10 protein-coding genes and 1 pseudogene are annotated in these 16103 nt (G+C 64.1%); 3 read left to right on the forward strand and 8 right to left on the reverse strand.

The window, feature by feature from the left end; all coding sequences use genetic code 11:
* Window positions 1-17 precede the first annotated feature (17 nt).
* Together RO07_RS23510 and RO07_RS23515 are read right to left on the reverse strand one after the other, a co-directional pair.
* Window positions 18-4751 carry a glutamate synthase-related protein gene (locus tag RO07_RS23510; RefSeq protein WP_418303696.1) on the reverse strand — a complete coding sequence of 1578 codons (4734 nt, stop codon included), beginning with the start codon at window positions 4749-4751 and terminating at the stop codon, window positions 18-20.
* Between the two features lie 380 nt (window positions 4752-5131).
* Window positions 5132-5833, reverse strand: a complete 702-nt coding sequence (locus RO07_RS23515; RefSeq protein ID WP_039406293.1) for a transposase — start codon at window positions 5831-5833, stop codon at window positions 5132-5134.
* Between the two features lie 197 nt (window positions 5834-6030).
* On the opposite strand from RO07_RS23515, the gene RO07_RS23520 reads away from it, so the two are divergent.
* The 3 genes from RO07_RS23520 to RO07_RS23530 all read left to right on the forward strand — a co-directional run bounded on the left by RO07_RS23520 (window position 6031) and on the right by RO07_RS23530 (window position 8567).
* Window positions 6031-6879 (forward strand): OmpW/AlkL family protein, encoded by an 849-nt coding sequence (locus RO07_RS23520; protein ID WP_039406295.1) that lies wholly within the window; start codon window positions 6031-6033, stop codon window positions 6877-6879.
* 267 nt (window positions 6880-7146) lie between these two features.
* Window positions 7147-7896, forward strand: coding sequence for an OmpW/AlkL family protein (locus RO07_RS23525; protein ID WP_039406298.1), 750 nt, complete (start codon window positions 7147-7149; stop codon window positions 7894-7896).
* Window positions 7897-8189: 293 nt separating this feature from the next.
* Window positions 8190-8567: an ElaB/YgaM/YqjD family protein gene (locus tag RO07_RS23530; protein WP_052266844.1), complete on the forward strand. Its 378-nt coding sequence runs from the start codon at window positions 8190-8192 to the stop codon at window positions 8565-8567.
* Window positions 8568-8777: 210 nt separating this feature from the next.
* On the opposite strand, the gene RO07_RS23535 is transcribed toward RO07_RS23530, so the two are convergent.
* The 6 genes and pseudogenes from RO07_RS23535 to pilM all read right to left on the reverse strand — a co-directional run bounded on the left by RO07_RS23535 (window position 8778) and on the right by pilM (window position 16077).
* Window positions 8778-9914 (reverse strand): deoxyguanosinetriphosphate triphosphohydrolase, encoded by a 1137-nt coding sequence (locus RO07_RS23535; RefSeq protein ID WP_039406300.1) that lies wholly within the window; start codon window positions 9912-9914, stop codon window positions 8778-8780.
* Window positions 9915-9929: 15 nt separating this feature from the next.
* Window positions 9930-11006: a 3-dehydroquinate synthase gene (gene aroB, locus RO07_RS23540; protein ID WP_039406303.1), complete on the reverse strand. Its 1077-nt coding sequence runs from the start codon at window positions 11004-11006 to the stop codon at window positions 9930-9932.
* Window positions 11007-11222: 216 nt separating this feature from the next.
* Window positions 11223-11741: pseudogene (locus tag RO07_RS23545) on the reverse strand (shikimate kinase); the annotation flags it as partial.
* The gene (gene pilQ / locus RO07_RS23550) at window positions 11647-14211 is read right to left on the reverse strand and encodes a type IV pilus secretin PilQ (RefSeq protein ID WP_160118093.1); all 2565 of its coding nucleotides are present in this window, start codon (window positions 14209-14211) and stop codon (window positions 11647-11649) included. The gene pilQ and the pseudogene RO07_RS23545, both read right to left, overlap by 95 nt.
* Window positions 14212-14341: 130 nt before the next feature.
* On the reverse strand, window positions 14342-15013 hold the full coding sequence (locus tag RO07_RS23555) for a PilN domain-containing protein (protein WP_039406306.1): 672 nt from the start codon (window positions 15011-15013) through the stop codon (window positions 14342-14344).
* Window positions 15004-16077, reverse strand: a complete 1074-nt coding sequence (gene pilM, locus RO07_RS23560; RefSeq protein ID WP_084072780.1) for a type IV pilus biogenesis protein PilM — start codon at window positions 16075-16077, stop codon at window positions 15004-15006. The genes RO07_RS23555 and pilM overlap by 10 nt, the downstream gene beginning before the upstream one ends.
* Between the last annotated feature and the right edge of the window lie 26 nt (window positions 16078-16103).

Consider the following 16103-nt stretch of genomic DNA (forward strand, 5'->3'; position numbering starts at 1 on the left):
GTGCCGCGCGAGCGGCGTCAGGCCGCCAGTGCTTGCTTGTCGTTAGCCTTCGCCATGTCGCCCAGGGCGCGCTTGTATTCGCTCGGGAACACCTTCACGAACTTGCGGCGCGCGCCGTCCCAATCTTCGAGCAACGCCTTGGCGCGCGTCGAGCCGGTGTACTGGAAGTGACGCTCGATCAGCTCTCGCAGTTGCGCCTCGTCCGTCTGGCCGCGATGCCACAGCCCCTGGCTCACCGTACGCTCCTGTTCGCCGTGCGGCAGCACCGGATCGAGCGCGACCATGGCCGTGTTGCACTTGGCCGCGAACGTGCCATCGGCGTCGTACACGTAAGCCACACCTCCCGACATACCGGCAGCGAAGTTGCGGCCCGTCTCGCCGAGCACGACCACCGTGCCGCCGGTCATGTACTCGCAACCGTGGTCGCCCGTGCCTTCCACCACCGCCGTGGCGCCCGAGTTGCGCACGCAGAAGCGTTCGCCGGCCACACCGTTGAAGAAGGCTTCGCCCTCGATCGCGCCGATCATCACCGTGTTGCCCACAATGATGTTGTCCTCGGCATTGCCGCGGAAGTCATTGGTCGGACGCACGATGATGCGGCCGCCCGACAGACCCTTGCCCACGTAGTCGTTGCCGTCGCCCACGAGGTCGAGCGTGATGCCGCGCGCGAGGAACGCGCCGAAGCTCTGTCCCGCCGTGCCCTTGAGCTGCACGTGGATCGTGTCGTCCGGCAGGCCGTCGTGACCGTACCGCTTGGCCACTTCGCCCGAGAGCATCGCACCGACCGTACGGTTGCGGTTGCGCACCGGCTGGATAAACGACACGTGCTCGCCCTTCTCGAGCGCCGGCAGTGCCTTCTCGATCAGCGCGTGGTCGAGCGCACCGGTCAGGCCGTGGTCTTGCGATTCGACATGCAGGCGCGGCACTTCGGCTGCCACTTCCGGCAGATGGAAAATGCGCGAGAAGTCGAGACCCTTCGCCTTCCAGTGCTCCACGCCCGCCTTGGTGTTGAGCAGGTCGGCGCGGCCGATCAGGTCGTCGAACTTCGCAATGCCCAGTTGCGCCATGATTTCGCGCACTTCCTCGGCCACGAAGAAGAAGTAGTTGACGACATGCTCCGGCTTGCCCTGGAATTTCTTGCGCAGCACCGGATCCTGCGTAGCCACCCCCACCGGGCAAGTGTTCAGGTGGCACTTGCGCATCATGATGCAGCCCTCGACGACGAGCGGTGCGGTGGCAAAACCGAATTCGTCGGCGCCAAGCAGCGCACCGATCACCACGTCGCGGCCGGTCTTCATCTGACCGTCGGCCTGCACGCGGATCCGGCCACGCAGGCGGTTGAGCACCAGCGTCTGCTGCGTTTCGGCCAGCCCCAGTTCCCACGGCGTGCCGGCGTACTTCACCGACGACAGCGGCGACGCGCCCGTACCACCGTCGTGACCGGCGATCACCACGTGATCGGCCTTGGCCTTCGCAACACCGGCCGCCACCGTGCCGACGCCCACTTCCGAGACGAGCTTCACCGAGATCGACGACGAGGCGTTGACGTTCTTCAGATCGTGAATGAGCTGCGCCAGATCCTCGATCGAGTAGATGTCGTGGTGCGGCGGCGGCGAAATCAGGCCCACGCCCGGCACCGAGTAGCGCAGTTTGCCGATGTACTCGGTCACCTTGTGACCCGGCAGCTGACCGCCTTCGCCCGGCTTCGCGCCCTGCGCCATCTTGATCTGGATCTGATCGGCCGAGACCAGATAGTCGGCCGTCACGCCGAAGCGGCCCGAGGCCACCTGCTTGATCTTCGAGCGCAGCGAGTCGCCGTCCTGCAGTTCGATATCGGTCTCGATGACGTCGCGACCCACGATCGAGGCGAGCGATTCGCCCTTCTTGATCGGAATGCCCTTCAGTTCGTTGCGATAGCGGCGCGGATCCTCGCCACCCTCACCGGTGTTCGACTTGCCGCCGATACGGTTCATGGCGACGGCCAGCGTGGCATGCGCTTCGGTCGAGATCGAGCCGAGCGACATGGCGCCGGTGGCGAAGCGCTTCACGATGTCCTTGGCCGACTCGACCTGGTCGAGCGGAATCGCGCGCTGCGGATCGACGCGGAACTCGAACAGGCCACGCAGCGTCATGTGACGCTTGCTCTGATCGTTGATGAGGTTCGCGTATTCCTTGTACGTCTGGTACGAATTCGAACGGGTCGAGTGCTGGAGCTTGGCGATGGCATCCGGCGTCCACATGTGGTCTTCGCCACGAATGCGGAACGCGTATTCGCCGCCGGCGTCGAGCATGTTCGCCAGCACCGGGTTGTCGCCGAAGGCGTCGCGATGCAGACGCACCGCTTCCTCGGCCACTTCGAAGATGCCGATGCCGCCGACGTTCGACGCCGTGCCCTGGAAGTACTTCCGGACCAGCTCCTGCGACAGGCCGATGGCTTCGAAGATCTGCGCGCCCGTGTACGACATGTACGTCGAGATGCCCATCTTCGACATGACCTTGTGCAGGCCCTTGCCGATCGCCTTGACGAAGTGCTTGACCGCCTTTTCCGGCGTCAGGTCGCCGCCCTGCTTGCGCGCGATCTGCGCGAGCGTTTCCATGGCGAGATACGGATGAACCGCTTCCGCACCGTAGCCGGCGAGCAGCGCGAAGTGATGCACTTCACGCGCCGAACCGGTCTCGACCACGAGGCCCGTGCTCGTACGCAGGCCCTGCGCAACCAGATGCTGGTGCACGGCGGACGTGGCGAGCAGCGCCGGGATCGCCACCTGCTCGCGATTCGTCAGGCGGTCCGAGACGATGAGGATGTTGTAGCCCGACTTCACGGCGTCGACGGCTTCCGCGCACAGCGATGCGAGGCGCGCTTCGATCCCTTCCTTGCCCCATGCGACCGGGTAGCAGATGTTCAACTCGTACGAGCGGAATTTGCCGCCGGTGTACTTGTCGATGTGACGGATCTTCGAGATTTCCTTGAAGTCCAGCACCGGCTGCGACACTTCGAGCCGCATCGGCGGGTTGATGTTGTTCGTGTCGAGCAGGTTCGGCTTCGGGCCGATGAACGACACGAGCGACATCACCATGTTCTCGCGGATCGGGTCGATCGGCGGGTTCGTCACCTGTGCGAAGAGCTGGCGGAAGTAGTGATAAAGCGTCTTGTTCTTGTTGCTCATGACCGCGAGCGGGCTGTCGTTGCCCATCGAGCCCACGGCTTCCTCGCCGTTGATCGCCATCGGCGTCATCAGCAGCTTCACTTCTTCCTGCGTGTAGCCGAACGCCTGCTGCAGGTCGAGCAGCGGCGTGGCCGTGTCGTGGTGCGCGCCGGCTTCCTCGACCTTCGGCTCGATCTCGTCGAGCTTGATGCGCACGGCGTCGATCCAGCTCTTGTACGGCTTGGCGTTGGCCAGGTTGTCCTTGAGCTCCTTGTCGTCGATGATGCGGCCCTGATCCATGTCGATCAGGAACATCTTGCCCGGCTGCAGGCGCCACTTCTTGACGATCTTCGACTCGGGGATCGGCAGCACGCCCGATTCCGACGCCAGGATGACGATGTCATCGTCGGTGATCACGAAACGCGCCGGACGCAAACCGTTACGGTCGAGCGTGGCACCGATCTGGCGGCCGTCGGTGAACGCGATGGCGGCGGGGCCGTCCCACGGCTCCATCATCGCGGCGTGGTATTCGTAGAAAGCGCGACGGTTCTCGTCCATCAGCGTGTGCTGCTCCCAGGCTTCCGGGATCATCATCATCACGGCGTGGGCGAGGGGGTAGCCGGCCATCGTGAGCATTTCGAGGCAGTTGTCGAACGATGCCGTGTCCGACTGGCCCGGATAGATCAGCGGCCACAGCTTCTGCAGGTCGCTGCCGAGCACGGCCGAGGAGATCGCGCCCGTGCGGGCGTTGATCCAGTTCACGTTGCCCTTCACGGTGTTGATTTCACCGTTGTGCGCCACCATGCGATACGGGTGCGCCAGCTCCCAGGCCGGGAATGTGTTGGTCGAGAAACGCTGGTGAACGAGGGCAAGCGCGGAGACGGTGCGCGGATCGGCCAGATCGCGATAGTAGCGGCCGACCTGATCGCACAGCAGCAGCCCCTTGTAGACGATGGTGCGCGCCGACATCGACGGCACGAAGTATTCCTTGCCGTGCTTGAGCTTGAGCGCCTGGATGCGGTGGCTGGCGGTCTTGCGGATGACGTACAGCTTGCGTTCGAGCGCGTCCGTCACCATGATGTCCTGACCACGACCGATGAAGATCTGGCGGATCACCGGCTCGGTGGCCTTCACGTTGGGCGACATCGGCATGTCACGGTCGATCGCGACGTCGCGCCAACCCAGCACGACCTGGCCTTCCGCCTTCACGGTGCGCTCGAGTTCCTGTTCGCAGGCCAGGCGCGACGCGTGTTCCTTCGGCAGGAAGATCATGCCGACGCCATATTCGCCGGCCGGCGGCAATGTCACCCCCTGCCTGGCCATCTCTTCGCGGAAAAACTGATCGGGAATCTGCAGCAGGATCCCGGCGCCGTCGCCCATCAGCGGGTCGGCACCGACGGCGCCCCGGTGGTCGAGGTTCTCGAGAATCTTCAGACCCTGCTCGACGATGGCGTGGCTCTTGACGCCCTTGATATGGGCAACGAAGCCGACGCCGCAGGCATCGTGTTCGTTGGCCGGGTCGTACATGCCCTGTGCGTCCGGCGCCGAGTACGCCTCACCCGGCAGCGTTGCTGCCGTCGCAATCGGTTGCTGTTTCTTTTCCACGAGTTACACCGTCTCTTGGCGAGGTCGCCGCACGCATGCTCGTCGCGGTCGACCGGGTTAAGTGGGGTTGGCCGGGCCGGCCAGAGCTGCGGATTCGCGCGCGTCGAAGATCTTTCTCGGGCGTTGCCACAGGAAGCCGACTCAGCGCGCACGGTTTTGCGCATCGCACCAATCGGCCGAAGTTGGAATATACGCCATGAAATTCACAATGACAAAATATTTTAATAGGGTCAGATTCCAATTAAAAACCGCACCAAAAGGAGGCTTGTTTTTATTGGGGTCAGATATAAATCGCGCAAACCTTGGCCGGCAAAAAAATTTTTGATTTCAAGCATTTAGTGGAAAAACGGCAGACCTCGAGTGGTCTGCCGGGAGGGATGTCAGGCGGCGTCGGAGGCCAGTTTGCGAGGACGGCCTCGTGTGAGCGGACTCACGCGACGATTGGCGGCAAGCGACATGCGGGCCTGGTACTCAGGTCCACCGAGCAGCCAGCCCTTCTGCGTAGCTGTACGCAATGCGTCGACTTCGGGCGCCGGGAGCGGGATCGAGCACCCCTCCGCGTAGGCGCGCTGGCGTTCGAACGGCGTATTGCCGAGCGCCCAATACAGCGCGTGGTCGGTGACCAGGCTGTCGACCGTCAGGCCGACGTGGTGGTTGTAGCTCGACCACGCGTAATTACCCGGTTCGTCCACGAAGCCTGCGCGCACGGGATTGAGTTCGACGTAACGGCTCGCGAGCAGCAGGTAGTGTTCGGCTTCGATCACCGTCGCGCGGTACCGCCCCTCCCAGAGGGTGCCGGTACGTTGATGGCGCCGGTTGAAATAGAGCACGTAGTAACGACCGACCGCTTGCAGCGTGGCCGGCAGACTGCGCTCATCGGCGGGCGTGGCGACCAGATGCAGGTGATTCGGCATCATGCACCACGCATGAATCGCCAGTCCGTGAGCACGTGCGGCGTCGCGCAAACGGTCGTGAAATACGCGCCGGTCCTCGTCGTCTACGAAGATCGCCTGCCGGTTATTGCCGCGCAGAATTACGTGTTGCGGTTGGCGCGGAATGAAGAGTCGCGGTAATCGGGCCATGCGTATTCAAATGTAATGCTTTAAAACTCGATATCACGATTTCCAAGGGACTTTTATTTCAAAAAACCCTTTAAATACTGATATCTAGCTAAACCCCTTTGATTCGTACAAAAGCTCTACTTTCAACAATTGCACTACCAAATCCCAAGCGCATAATGCAGCGAAAAATAAATAAATAATCTTGGGAGGATAGACAAATGACAACTCGGACCCATCGGTCCGCGGCGCGTTCATGCGCGCTCGGATTCGGCATTTCTCTGGCGTCCACCGGCGCCTTTGCTCAACAGGCTGGCGACAACGTCATCAACCTGGGGTGGTTTCACATCGCCCCTCAGGATTCCAGCAAACCGATGACCACCAACGTGACCCAGGAAGGTCTCACCCCGGCTCTCGTGCCATCGAGCTTCACCTCTCCGGGCAGCGGCGCCAAGGTCAGCAATGCCGACACGCTCGGGCTGGTCATCACGCACTTTCTCACCGACAACATCGCCGTGCAGACGGTGGCGGGCGTTCCCGCGAAGTTCAAGCTTACCGGACAGGGCGTGATTGCGCCGCCAGGCATTGCCGGCGCGCTCACCAGCATCGATCTCGGTGCGCCGCAGAACAACCCGATCGTGCAAAGCGTGCGCCAATGGAGCCCGGCGCTCGTATTTCAGTATTACTTCGGACAGGCCAATTCGACGTGGCGCCCTTTTCTTGGCGTCGGCGTGAGTTACACGTTCTTTACCAACGTGAATCTCAACCCGAATTTCGAATCGGCGCTGAATCAGAATTTCGGCAGCGTGCTCGCGTTCACCTCCGGGCATAACGGCCCGACGAGCGTGGAGGCCAAATCGTCGGCGTCGTGGCAACCGGTGTTCAATGCCGGCTTTTCCTATGCCTTCGACAAGCACTGGGTCGCCAGCGCATCGGTCTCCTATCTGCCGCTCAAGACGACCGCGAACATCAAGATCAAGGCACAGGACGGCACGGTGCTGTCGTCGTCCGACGCCGAAATCAAGCTCAATCCGATTGTGACGTTCGTCTCGCTCGGCTACAAGTTCTAGACCCAGCGTGCGGGACGCCTATTGCGTCTGGCATGTCGGACTCCGCAGTTAATTCCTAAAGCGTGCCTGACATATAAGGGCACGCTTTTCTTTCGTCCAGCGCTTTTTTCTAAGGGCATTCCATTAGGCGATGCGTGGATACAACACCTTTAGAGCGGAGCCTCCAGACTCGCGCTACCCCCGGCCTTTCCACCGTCGGCATAATGGCCCTGAATTTCATTTAACGAAATTCCCGACAATAAAGAATCTTGAGCAGGAGACGAATCGATGAAGTTGAAATACTTGACGATTGCTGCCGCGGCCATGCTGACGGCATCGGGGGCCGCCTTCGCGCAACAAGCCGGCGATAACGTTATCAACCTTGGCTGGTTCCACCTCTCGCCCCAGGTTTCGAGCGATCCGCTGCGGGTGACCGGTTCGAGCGTACCGGGCCTCGCCAACGCACTGAACAGCCGGCTGGGCAACACGGGCGCACAGGTCGATGACGCCGACACGCCGGGCCTGACGTTCGCGCACTTCTTTACCGACAACATCGCCGTGGAAGCCGTGGTCGGTCTTCCGCCGAAGTTCCGCCTGTATGGCCAGGGATCGCTGGCGCTGCCGGGTGGCGGATCGCTGGCCTCGGCCAAGCAATGGAGCCCGGCCCTGTTGCTGAAGTATTACTTCGGTCAAGCCAACGACACGTGGCGTCCGTTCGTCGGGATCGGTGCGAGCTACTTCTTCTACTCGAACATCGAACTCACGCCGGGCTTCCAATCGCTTGCCAGCAATGCGCTGACCCTGGGTCCGGGCGGCAACACCACGGCTACCCTCACCAATTCGTGGGCACCGGTGTTCAATGCCGGTATCAACTACAACATGGACAAGCACTGGACGCTCGCCTTCTCCGTGTCGTACATCCCGGTGAGCACCACGGCCAAGCTGACCACGACCCGCGGCCCGATCACGACCACCAGCGAGGCCAAGGTCAAGCTGAACCCCGTGGTGACCTTCCTGTCGCTGGGTTACCGCTTCTAAGTTGCTCACGTACTGCCCCGATGCGGCGAGAGTCGCATCGAATGCATCAAAAAACGCCGCCCTGTGCGGCGTTTTCGCATTTCTGGACACATCTCTAGGAGGGGTCAGTCGTCTCTGACATCATCTTCGGCCATCGTGCTGCAACTTTCCTTTTTCGCTGACTGTCTCTCATGACGGATGCGAGTGAGAGTCCTCGTCACTGCGGCCGCTCGCCTCAGGGTTCCACCGGCGTCTGCCTCCTCCTCTGGACACGCGAACGTCGTATTTCAATACCACTTCTTGGGAGTCTGAAAATGGGAATTGCCTCAAAAGCGGAAACTGCACTGAGTAGCGGCCTGGAGGACGCACGCTACGCCGGCCGTCGCACCGCGCGCGCCGCACGTCTGGCCAGCGGCGATGTGACCTCCCGCGTACGCGATCTCCTCGACGATCTCGACCATGCGCTGGCCAATGCGAAATCGGCGTCGGACGTCGAAGCGTTGCGCGACGAAATCGGTGACAAGCTGCGGCAGGCTCGCCGCGACTTCAGCGACGCACGAGCCAATTTGCGTCGCCGCGCAAGCGAGGTTTGGGACGAGGCCGACGGTTACGTTCATGAGCGCCCGTGGCAGGCGCTCGGCACGGTGGCAGCCGTTGCGCTGGTGCTCGGCTTCATCGCCGGTCGCAGCTAAGTCGCGGCGTCCCCCACACATGCGGCGATAGCCCGCGCAACAGGCGCTTGGCTCGGCGGGCCGCAAGGATTGCCCGCAACGTCCTTTTGAAAAGAAGACAGCCGACAACATGCCGGCTGTTTCGTTTTCCACTACACGCCGGGACGCCGCGTCTTCGGCTGCCTCACGCCTTCCCGGTCAGCGAACGGGTTGGGCGTTCGGAGGCCCGGATCAAAGCGTCGGCGCGATGGTGAAGAGCCGGCTGTACTCCTTGATCGCGTAGCGATCCGTCATGCCGGCGATGTAGTGTGCGATCCAACGCGGTTGATCCGCCGCGTTCTGCGCGCGGTAGTTCGGCGGCAGCAAACGCGGATCGGAGAGAAACGCGTCGAACAGCTCTTGAACGATGCGCTGCGCCTTGGCAGCCATGCGCATGACAAGATAGTGCCGATAGAGGTTTTCGAACAGGAATCGCTTGAGTTGACCGGCCTGCTCGCGCATCTCGTCGCTGAAGGCCACCAGGGGTCCGGCGTCGCGCACTTCATCCATCGAGCCAGGCGAGGCGTCCGCCACGCGCCGGCGCGTGGTGGCGATCAGATCGACGATCAGCGCATTGATGATCCGGCGCGTCGTCTCGTGCACCAGGCGTCGGCCAGCGATTTCCGGCCACTCCAACCGCGCTTCGGCACAGTAACGCTTCCAGAGCGGAACGTCGTCGAGCTGTTCGAGCGTGAGCAGGCCCGAACGCACGCCGTCGTCGATATCGTGATTGTTGTAGGCGATCTCATCGGCCAGATTGGCGATCTGCGCCTCGATGCCGGGCTGACGCCCTTTGAGAAAGCGCTCGCCCAGCTCACCCAGGCCTCGGGCGTTGGCACGCGAGCAATGCTTGAGAATGCCTTCTCGCGTCTCGAAGCACAGGTTCAGACCGTTGAAGCCTCCGTAGTGCTCTTCGAGTTCGTCGACCACGACGAGGCTCTGCAGGTTGTGCTCGAAGCCACCGTACTCACGCATGCTTGCATTGAGCGCGTCCTGCCCTGCGTGACCGAACGGCGTGTGCCCAAGGTCGTGGGCCAATGCAATCGCTTCGACGAGATCCTCGTTCACGCGCAGATTGCGTGCAATCGAGCGGCCGATCTGCGCAACTTCGAGGCTGTGCGTCAAGCGCGTGCGGAACAGATCGCCTTCGTGATTCACGAAGACTTGTGTCTTGTATTCGAGCCGGCGAAATGCGGTCGAATGGATGATGCGATCGCGATCGCGCTGGAATTCCGTGCGTGTCGCGGGTGCGGGCTCGGCGAACCGTCGCCCGCGTGAAGTCGCCGAGCGCGCCGCGTAGGGGGCAAGCGACGCTTCGTAATCGATCATCGCTCCCCTCCTTCCTTACACGTTGGCGCGCAGCGTAGCGCGCATATCGGCGTCGGGGACGCTCGTCATGAACGCGCCGCCCAATCGGTTGAGCAGCACGAAGCGGATATCGCCGCCTTCGGCCTTCTTGTCCACACGCATCAGGTCGACGTAGCGAGCTTCACCGAGGTCCGGCCCCGTCACCGGCAGTCTGGCCGCTGCCACCAACGCCTTGATGCGCGTCACGACGGCGTCGTCGACGAAACCCAGGCGCGCCGAGAGATCGGCCGCCATCACCATGCCGCAGCCCACGGCTTCGCCATGCAGCCACTCGCCGTAGCCAAGTCCCGCCTCGATGGCATGGCCGAACGTATGGCCGAAATTCAGCGTGGCGCGCAGGCCCTGTTCCCGCTCGTCGCTCGCCACGACCTGTGCCTTGATCTCGCATGAACGCCGCACCGCATACGAGAGCGCCGCCGTATCGCGGGCATTCAGCGCATCGATGTTCGCCTCGATCCAATCGAAGAACTTCTCGTCGGCAATCGCCCCGTGCTTGATCACCTCGGCCAACCCCGCCGCCAGCTCACGCTCGGGCAACGTGGCAAGCGTACCGATGTCGGCCAGCACGGCGCTCGGCTGCCAGAACGCGCCGATCATGTTCTTGCCCATCGGGTGGTTGATGCCCGTTTTGCCACCGACCGACGAGTCGACTTGCGCGAGCAGCGTCGTCGGCACCTGCACAAAAGGCACACCACGCATATAGCAAGCCGCGGCGAAACCGGTCATGTCCCCGACGACGCCCCCGCCCAACGCGATCAGCGTCGCCTTGCGATCGGCCTGTGCGCCCAGCAGCTCGTCGAAAATCAGGTTGAGCGTCTGCCAGTTCTTGTACGCCTCGCCATCCGGCAATACGGCGGTGACCACGCGCTTGCCCAGTCGCTGCAGCGTGGCGGCGACACGCTCGGCATACAGCGGTGCGACAGTCGTGTTCGTCACGATCACGGCATGGGTGCCGCACACGTGAGGTGCGAACAGCGCGTCCTGCGTCAACAGATCGGTGCCGATGTGAATGGGATAGGCGCGCTCGCCCAGATCGAGTTTGAGGGTAATCATGCCGCTTGTTGTCATGTTCGCGATATCGGTCAGCGGATATCAGCGGGGAAAGTTATCACGGACGGGTGACATGGGCGTCGCCTGTCCCTGATCATCGCCATTCGGCGGTGTCGCATCCTGGCCGCCGACGTTCGCGTCGTCCTTCGATAGCGAGGCCGGTGCACCCTCGAAAAGCGCACTGTCCGGCACGCCATGCGCGACGTCCGGCGTGCTGGGCACGATGCCCGCGACTTCCAACTGCATCAGCACCATGTTGACGAGCGCGTTGACGCTCGGCCGCCCGGTTTCAATCACAAAGGTCGCGCACTCGCGATAAAGCGCGTCTCGCTCCTGAAACAGCTGTTCGAGACGCGCGCGCGGATCCGCCGTCTGCAGCAACGGGCGATTCTTGTCGCGTCGGGTGCGCAGCCAGAGGTCATGCGGATTGGCGCGAAGATAGACGACCGTGCCGCGCGACTTGATGCGTTCGCGATTCTCCGCCCGCAATACAGCGCCCCCGCCGGTCGCGAGAACGATGCCACTGCGTTGGGTGAGCTCGTCGATGGTTTGGGCTTCGCGCTGGCGGAAACCGTCTTCGCCCTCGTGCTCGAAGATGACCGGAATGCGCACGCCCGTGCGCGCCTCGATCTCGTGGTCGGAATCATAGAACTGCCGCCCGAGACGTCGTGCCACTGCGCGTCCAACCGTGGTCTTGCCCGCCCCCATCAGTCCGACAAGTATTACGTTTTCCAGCATAAATCGCTGATATTTGGGTTCCAGTCCCTGATGATACCGGGATATCCCATTGGCGTGCGGAACGCGTCGCCCCGGGCATCCCCTCGGTGAGCCTGGGATGGTTGACGGGCAGGTCGTTTTTTGACGCCGGCGGCGCCACCCGCACGGCTGGCGCGACCGTGGCGGGCAAGGCGGGCGGTGGCCCGGATTCCGGCACCGCAGGCAGGTCGGATGACGTTTCCACTGCGATCGAAGCGCCCTCGGACGAGCCGCCCCCCTCTGGCACCACGCTCGGCGTCAGGAAGACGAGCAGCTCCGTGCGGCGGTTTTCCTCGGTGCGATTGCGGAACAGAGCACCGAGCACCGGTACCTCCCCCAGCCACGGCACTCGGGCGCGGCTGTCGCGCTGCTCCTCCTGATAAATGCCGCCAATGGCAACCGTTCCGCCATTTTCGACCTGCACCTGGGTCTTGACCTGCCGAGTGTCGACGGCAAATCCGCCGGCGACCTCCTGCCCGACGCTGTCCTTGCGCACGTCCACGTCGAGAATCACCCGACCGTCGGGCGTGATCAGCGGTGTGACCTCCAGCCGCAGCGTCGCTTTTCTGAAATGCACCGACGGCAGGCTGCGTCGGCCCTCCCTCGTCAGGTATGGCAGTTCCGTGCCCTGCTCGATAACTGCCTGAATCTTGTCCGCCGTCACCACACGAGGCCGCGAAATCACCCGTCCGCGCCCGCTCGTCTCCAGCGCGGCGAGCTCGATCTGCAGAAACCGCGTCGCCGAACGTCCGAACAGCGTGATGGCCAGACTCGGCGGCACCACGCCTGCAAGCGCCGCCGCAGGCAGGCCGACATCGAGCGAGCTGCCCCGCGGTTTGTCGTCGTCACCGCGCTTACCCTCGGGCTTGTCGGTGCCGCGTGCGTCACCTGAGCGACCACGGCCACCACGATCCGAGGTCTCACCGCCGCGGCCGCCATCCGGCGCGCCGCTGTACCCCGCCAGCCGCACGCCCAGCGAGTCGCTGAACCGGTCGTCGACCTCGACGATGCGGGCTTCGATCAGCACCTGCCTCACCGGCACATCGATGCGCGCGATGAACGAGGCCAACGCCTCGAGCTTTTCGGGCAGGTCTGTCACGAAAAGCTGATTGGTACGCGGGTCCGCGATCAGACTTCCCCGCGCAGAGAGAAGCCTCCGCCCCTTCGCGTCCTTCTCTCCCACGATGATCTCCCGCAAGGCCAGCGCACGCGGATAGTTGAGCGTGAAGCGGCGGCTGGTGAGCGGCAGCATCGCCTCTCGTTTGGCAGCGGCCTCCAGTTGCGTCTGCTCATCGGCCAGCAATTGCGCACGAGGGGCGATCCAGTCCACTCCGCCGATGGACCGCACGCCCAGCCCAGCGCTACGGATCATGACGTCGAATGCCGTCGCGGCCGACACACCCCGCACGTCCATGTCGAGACTGCCCTCCACGGGCTCACCGATCACCACACTGCGCCCCGTGAGCTGTGCGAACGTCCGAAGCACGTCTGCGGTCTGTACGCCGTGCAAGGTCACATCGACGGTATCCGCGCCGCCGGGTTTCGCGCGACGCCCATGGTTCGGCGGGTCTTCACGCCAGGTCGCCTCGAGTCCGGCAACACCACGTCGAAGCACGACATGGCGCGAGCCGGCTCGCATCGATCCTGCCGGCTTGGTCTCGTCGGTCGGCTGGCGCTGGCCGGACGCCGCCATCGTCACGGCATCCTGCGCCGGACGACGTGTCAGCGGCGTGCGAAATACGTCGGTCATGTCCGCCGGCAAGTCCCATGCGGGCAAAAGGGCCGGCATCGCGGGCAGCGTCGGTGTCGCTGTCGGACTGGCGAGGTTCGCGGGTTTGCGCCAAAGATAGGCCGCGATGGTCACCGTAAGCACCGCATGCGCATCCGCCGTCCCGGCGGTTCCCTGTGCGGGGCCCTGGAGCGAAAATCGCTCGATTGCCAGATGGCGCGGCATCCGGTCGATGTCGGCCAGCCAGCCGAGCAAGTCCGCCACCGTGCCCCTGACGCGCATTTCCGCCCGCTCGACCTCGAGGTCATCGGTGCGACCGACACCTTCGGACGCCGCGGACGGCCCGGGTCGCGTGGTTTCCAGTATCAAACCGGCACGCGCCACCAATCGCTCCAGATCGGCACGCCAGACGTTCTGAGGCTCGCCACGCGGCGCCTCTGTCTGGAGCCCATCACTGGCTTCCGGCGGATGGGCCGCTCCCGCGGCCGCAACCGCGGCGTCCAATGCACCGTCGACGATCGGCAGCAAGCGCCGCCATGCGATGTCATCGGTCTGAGCGCTGCGAAGCGACGCCGTCAGTGCCGGCAATCGCTGCGCGGCTTCGTCGGTCCGTGCCAGGATCGCCTGCTCGATACCGAGGTCCTTCTGCAACGCGGCTCGCACCGGCAAGCCGACGAGCCACCAGATCGACCACGTCAGCGTCAGTCCGGCCAGCCAGGCCATGGCCGCCGAAATCCATCGCATTGGCGCAGACCACTCCGTCGGCGAGGTGGATGTCCAGGTGGCCCACCGTGTGCGCCAACGGTTCGCCATTTCATGAACGACGTCGCGGACGTCGTCCGGCGGATGGGGATCACCGTACATCGGGCGCCTCCCCCGAGGGCCAGGTCTCGTCGGCAGCGTCGGCGGTCAGCATCACTGGCCTGGGCTGCGCCTTCGGCTCGATACGCAACGTGAATCGGCGAATGTTGGGCTGTGCGCCCGTGGTCTCGCCGCCGGCCCACTGGCGTCTGACGCTCTCGGGTACCACGCTGGATTCGACTTCGGCGACCTTGCGCACCCACGGCAGCGCGCGCAAACGCTTCTGCGTCTCGCGAACTCTCGACTGGGTCGTCGCGTATCCTTCAATGCGCAGGTGGTCGTCGCCGGTCTTGACCGACGTCAGTCGCACACCGTCCGCACAGGCGCGCATGACATCCAGCAGTCGGGGTGCGATCGATTGCCGCTGCTCGATAAGCGTCACGACCGCACGGCGATGCGCCACCATGGCGGCCAGGGTACGGCCGGTGGCATCGAAGGCTGCACGCTCGGCACTGCGCGCTTCGTTCCCCGCGCGTAGTACAGCGAGTTGCTCCCGCGCTTCACCGCGAAGGTATAGGTCTCGTGCGATGGGTGCGGCAGCCGTCATCGCACCCAGTCCCGCGATGGCGCCCCAAAGACGCCACTGACGATGGAACTCACGCTGACGGCGCTGCCCGAGCGTCAGAAGGAAATCGAGCGGAGGCAATATCGCGTTCACTCGCATGACACCCCCTGCATGGACATCGCGCGCAGTGCGAGTCCGCACGCCACCGCCAGGGCGCTGCGCTGCGCGAACGGCTGGCGTCGAAGCGAGGTGGCAAATCGCCGCAAGGGATCGAAAGGCCGCACCGGGATACCGCACGCCGCAGCGAGCGCATCGCAAATCGACACCAGTGTGCCGGAGCTGACGCCCTGTGCGGCGAGGTACATCGCGCGCGGCTTGATCGCCAGCATGCCCGTCAACTCGTGCACGACGCTGGCCAACGCCTCCGGATGTCCGCCGATGCCATCGAAGCGTTCCCTCACGTCCGCCACGCAATCGCGACCGTCAAACACGGAAAGGTCGAGATCATGCGCATCCACCTGCAGCAGCGCCAACGGAGGCGGCTCCCGCTCGCTGTCCGCCGCCGCGTCGACGTCGGCGCCATTGCCAACACTCGTGTCGACACGCGCGGCGCCCGGCCACGCCCATCGGAACGCCCGACGTCCGGCTTCGTGTGCGGCATCGACCGCCTGCGGCTGCAAGCCCGACATCTCCAGCACCGCGACACGGGCGTCGACCAGTTCCGCCTCGCAGGCATACAAGCGCAGCCGATGGCTGGCGGGATCCGCCCACGTCACCCCGACACGGCAGCGCAGGCCTGCGTCCGCGTCGCCGGGTACCAGCAGCGCGGCACGCCGTTCGCACCAGGCACGCAGCGCGCGCGGCGGTACGTCGGGCGGACAGTCGATCACTTCGGTCTTGAGCCCGTGCGCCGGCAGCGCCAGCACGATCGTGTCGTCGCACAGTTCCGAGGCGCTCATGCCGGTTCGCTCCAGCAATTCCGTCAGGTGCCGGGCTGCGGCCTCCGGCTTGGCAATCAGCGCTCCCCGCAGGACATCGTCCTCGACGGGCGCGCTGCCATAGGCCGCCAGACGCAGTCGCGCCGGACCGGCACACCGTGTCAGGCGAACGAATTGCACCGCTGCCGCGTCAAAGTGAATGCCCACCCCGCCGCCACCGGCACGTGGCAGCACCGCCGCCAGTTGGCCGCCCATCCGACGTACTCCGTGCAGGATCGCTCTCATCGTGCCCTCCTTCCGTTTCTCGCTTT

Source organism: Pandoraea pulmonicola (assembly GCF_000815105.2).
Classification (GTDB): Bacteria; Pseudomonadota; Gammaproteobacteria; order Burkholderiales; family Burkholderiaceae; genus Pandoraea; species Pandoraea pulmonicola.

What these genes read in the sequence shown, in the direction of transcription:
- RO07_RS23555 (WP_039406306.1), bottom strand. Translation starts at nt 15,013, where the DNA reads ATGCGAGTGAACGCGATATTGCCTCCGCTCGATTTCCTTCTGACGCTC.
- RO07_RS23520 (WP_039406295.1), top strand. Translation starts at nt 6,031, where the DNA reads ATGACAACTCGGACCCATCGGTCCGCGGCGCGTTCATGCGCGCTCGGA.
- RO07_RS23530 (WP_052266844.1), top strand. Translation starts at nt 8,190, where the DNA reads ATGGGAATTGCCTCAAAAGCGGAAACTGCACTGAGTAGCGGCCTGGAG.
- RO07_RS23525 (WP_039406298.1), top strand. Translation starts at nt 7,147, where the DNA reads ATGAAGTTGAAATACTTGACGATTGCTGCCGCGGCCATGCTGACGGCA.
- aroB (WP_039406303.1), bottom strand. Translation starts at nt 11,006, where the DNA reads ATGATTACCCTCAAACTCGATCTGGGCGAGCGCGCCTATCCCATTCAC.
- RO07_RS23535 (WP_039406300.1), bottom strand. Translation starts at nt 9,914, where the DNA reads ATGATCGATTACGAAGCGTCGCTTGCCCCCTACGCGGCGCGCTCGGCG.
- pilQ (WP_160118093.1), bottom strand. Translation starts at nt 14,211, where the DNA reads ATGGCCTGGCTGGCCGGACTGACGCTGACGTGGTCGATCTGGTGGCTC.
- RO07_RS23515 (WP_039406293.1), bottom strand. Translation starts at nt 5,833, where the DNA reads ATGGCCCGATTACCGCGACTCTTCATTCCGCGCCAACCGCAACACGTA.
- pilM (WP_084072780.1), bottom strand. Translation starts at nt 16,077, where the DNA reads ATGAGAGCGATCCTGCACGGAGTACGTCGGATGGGCGGCCAACTGGCG.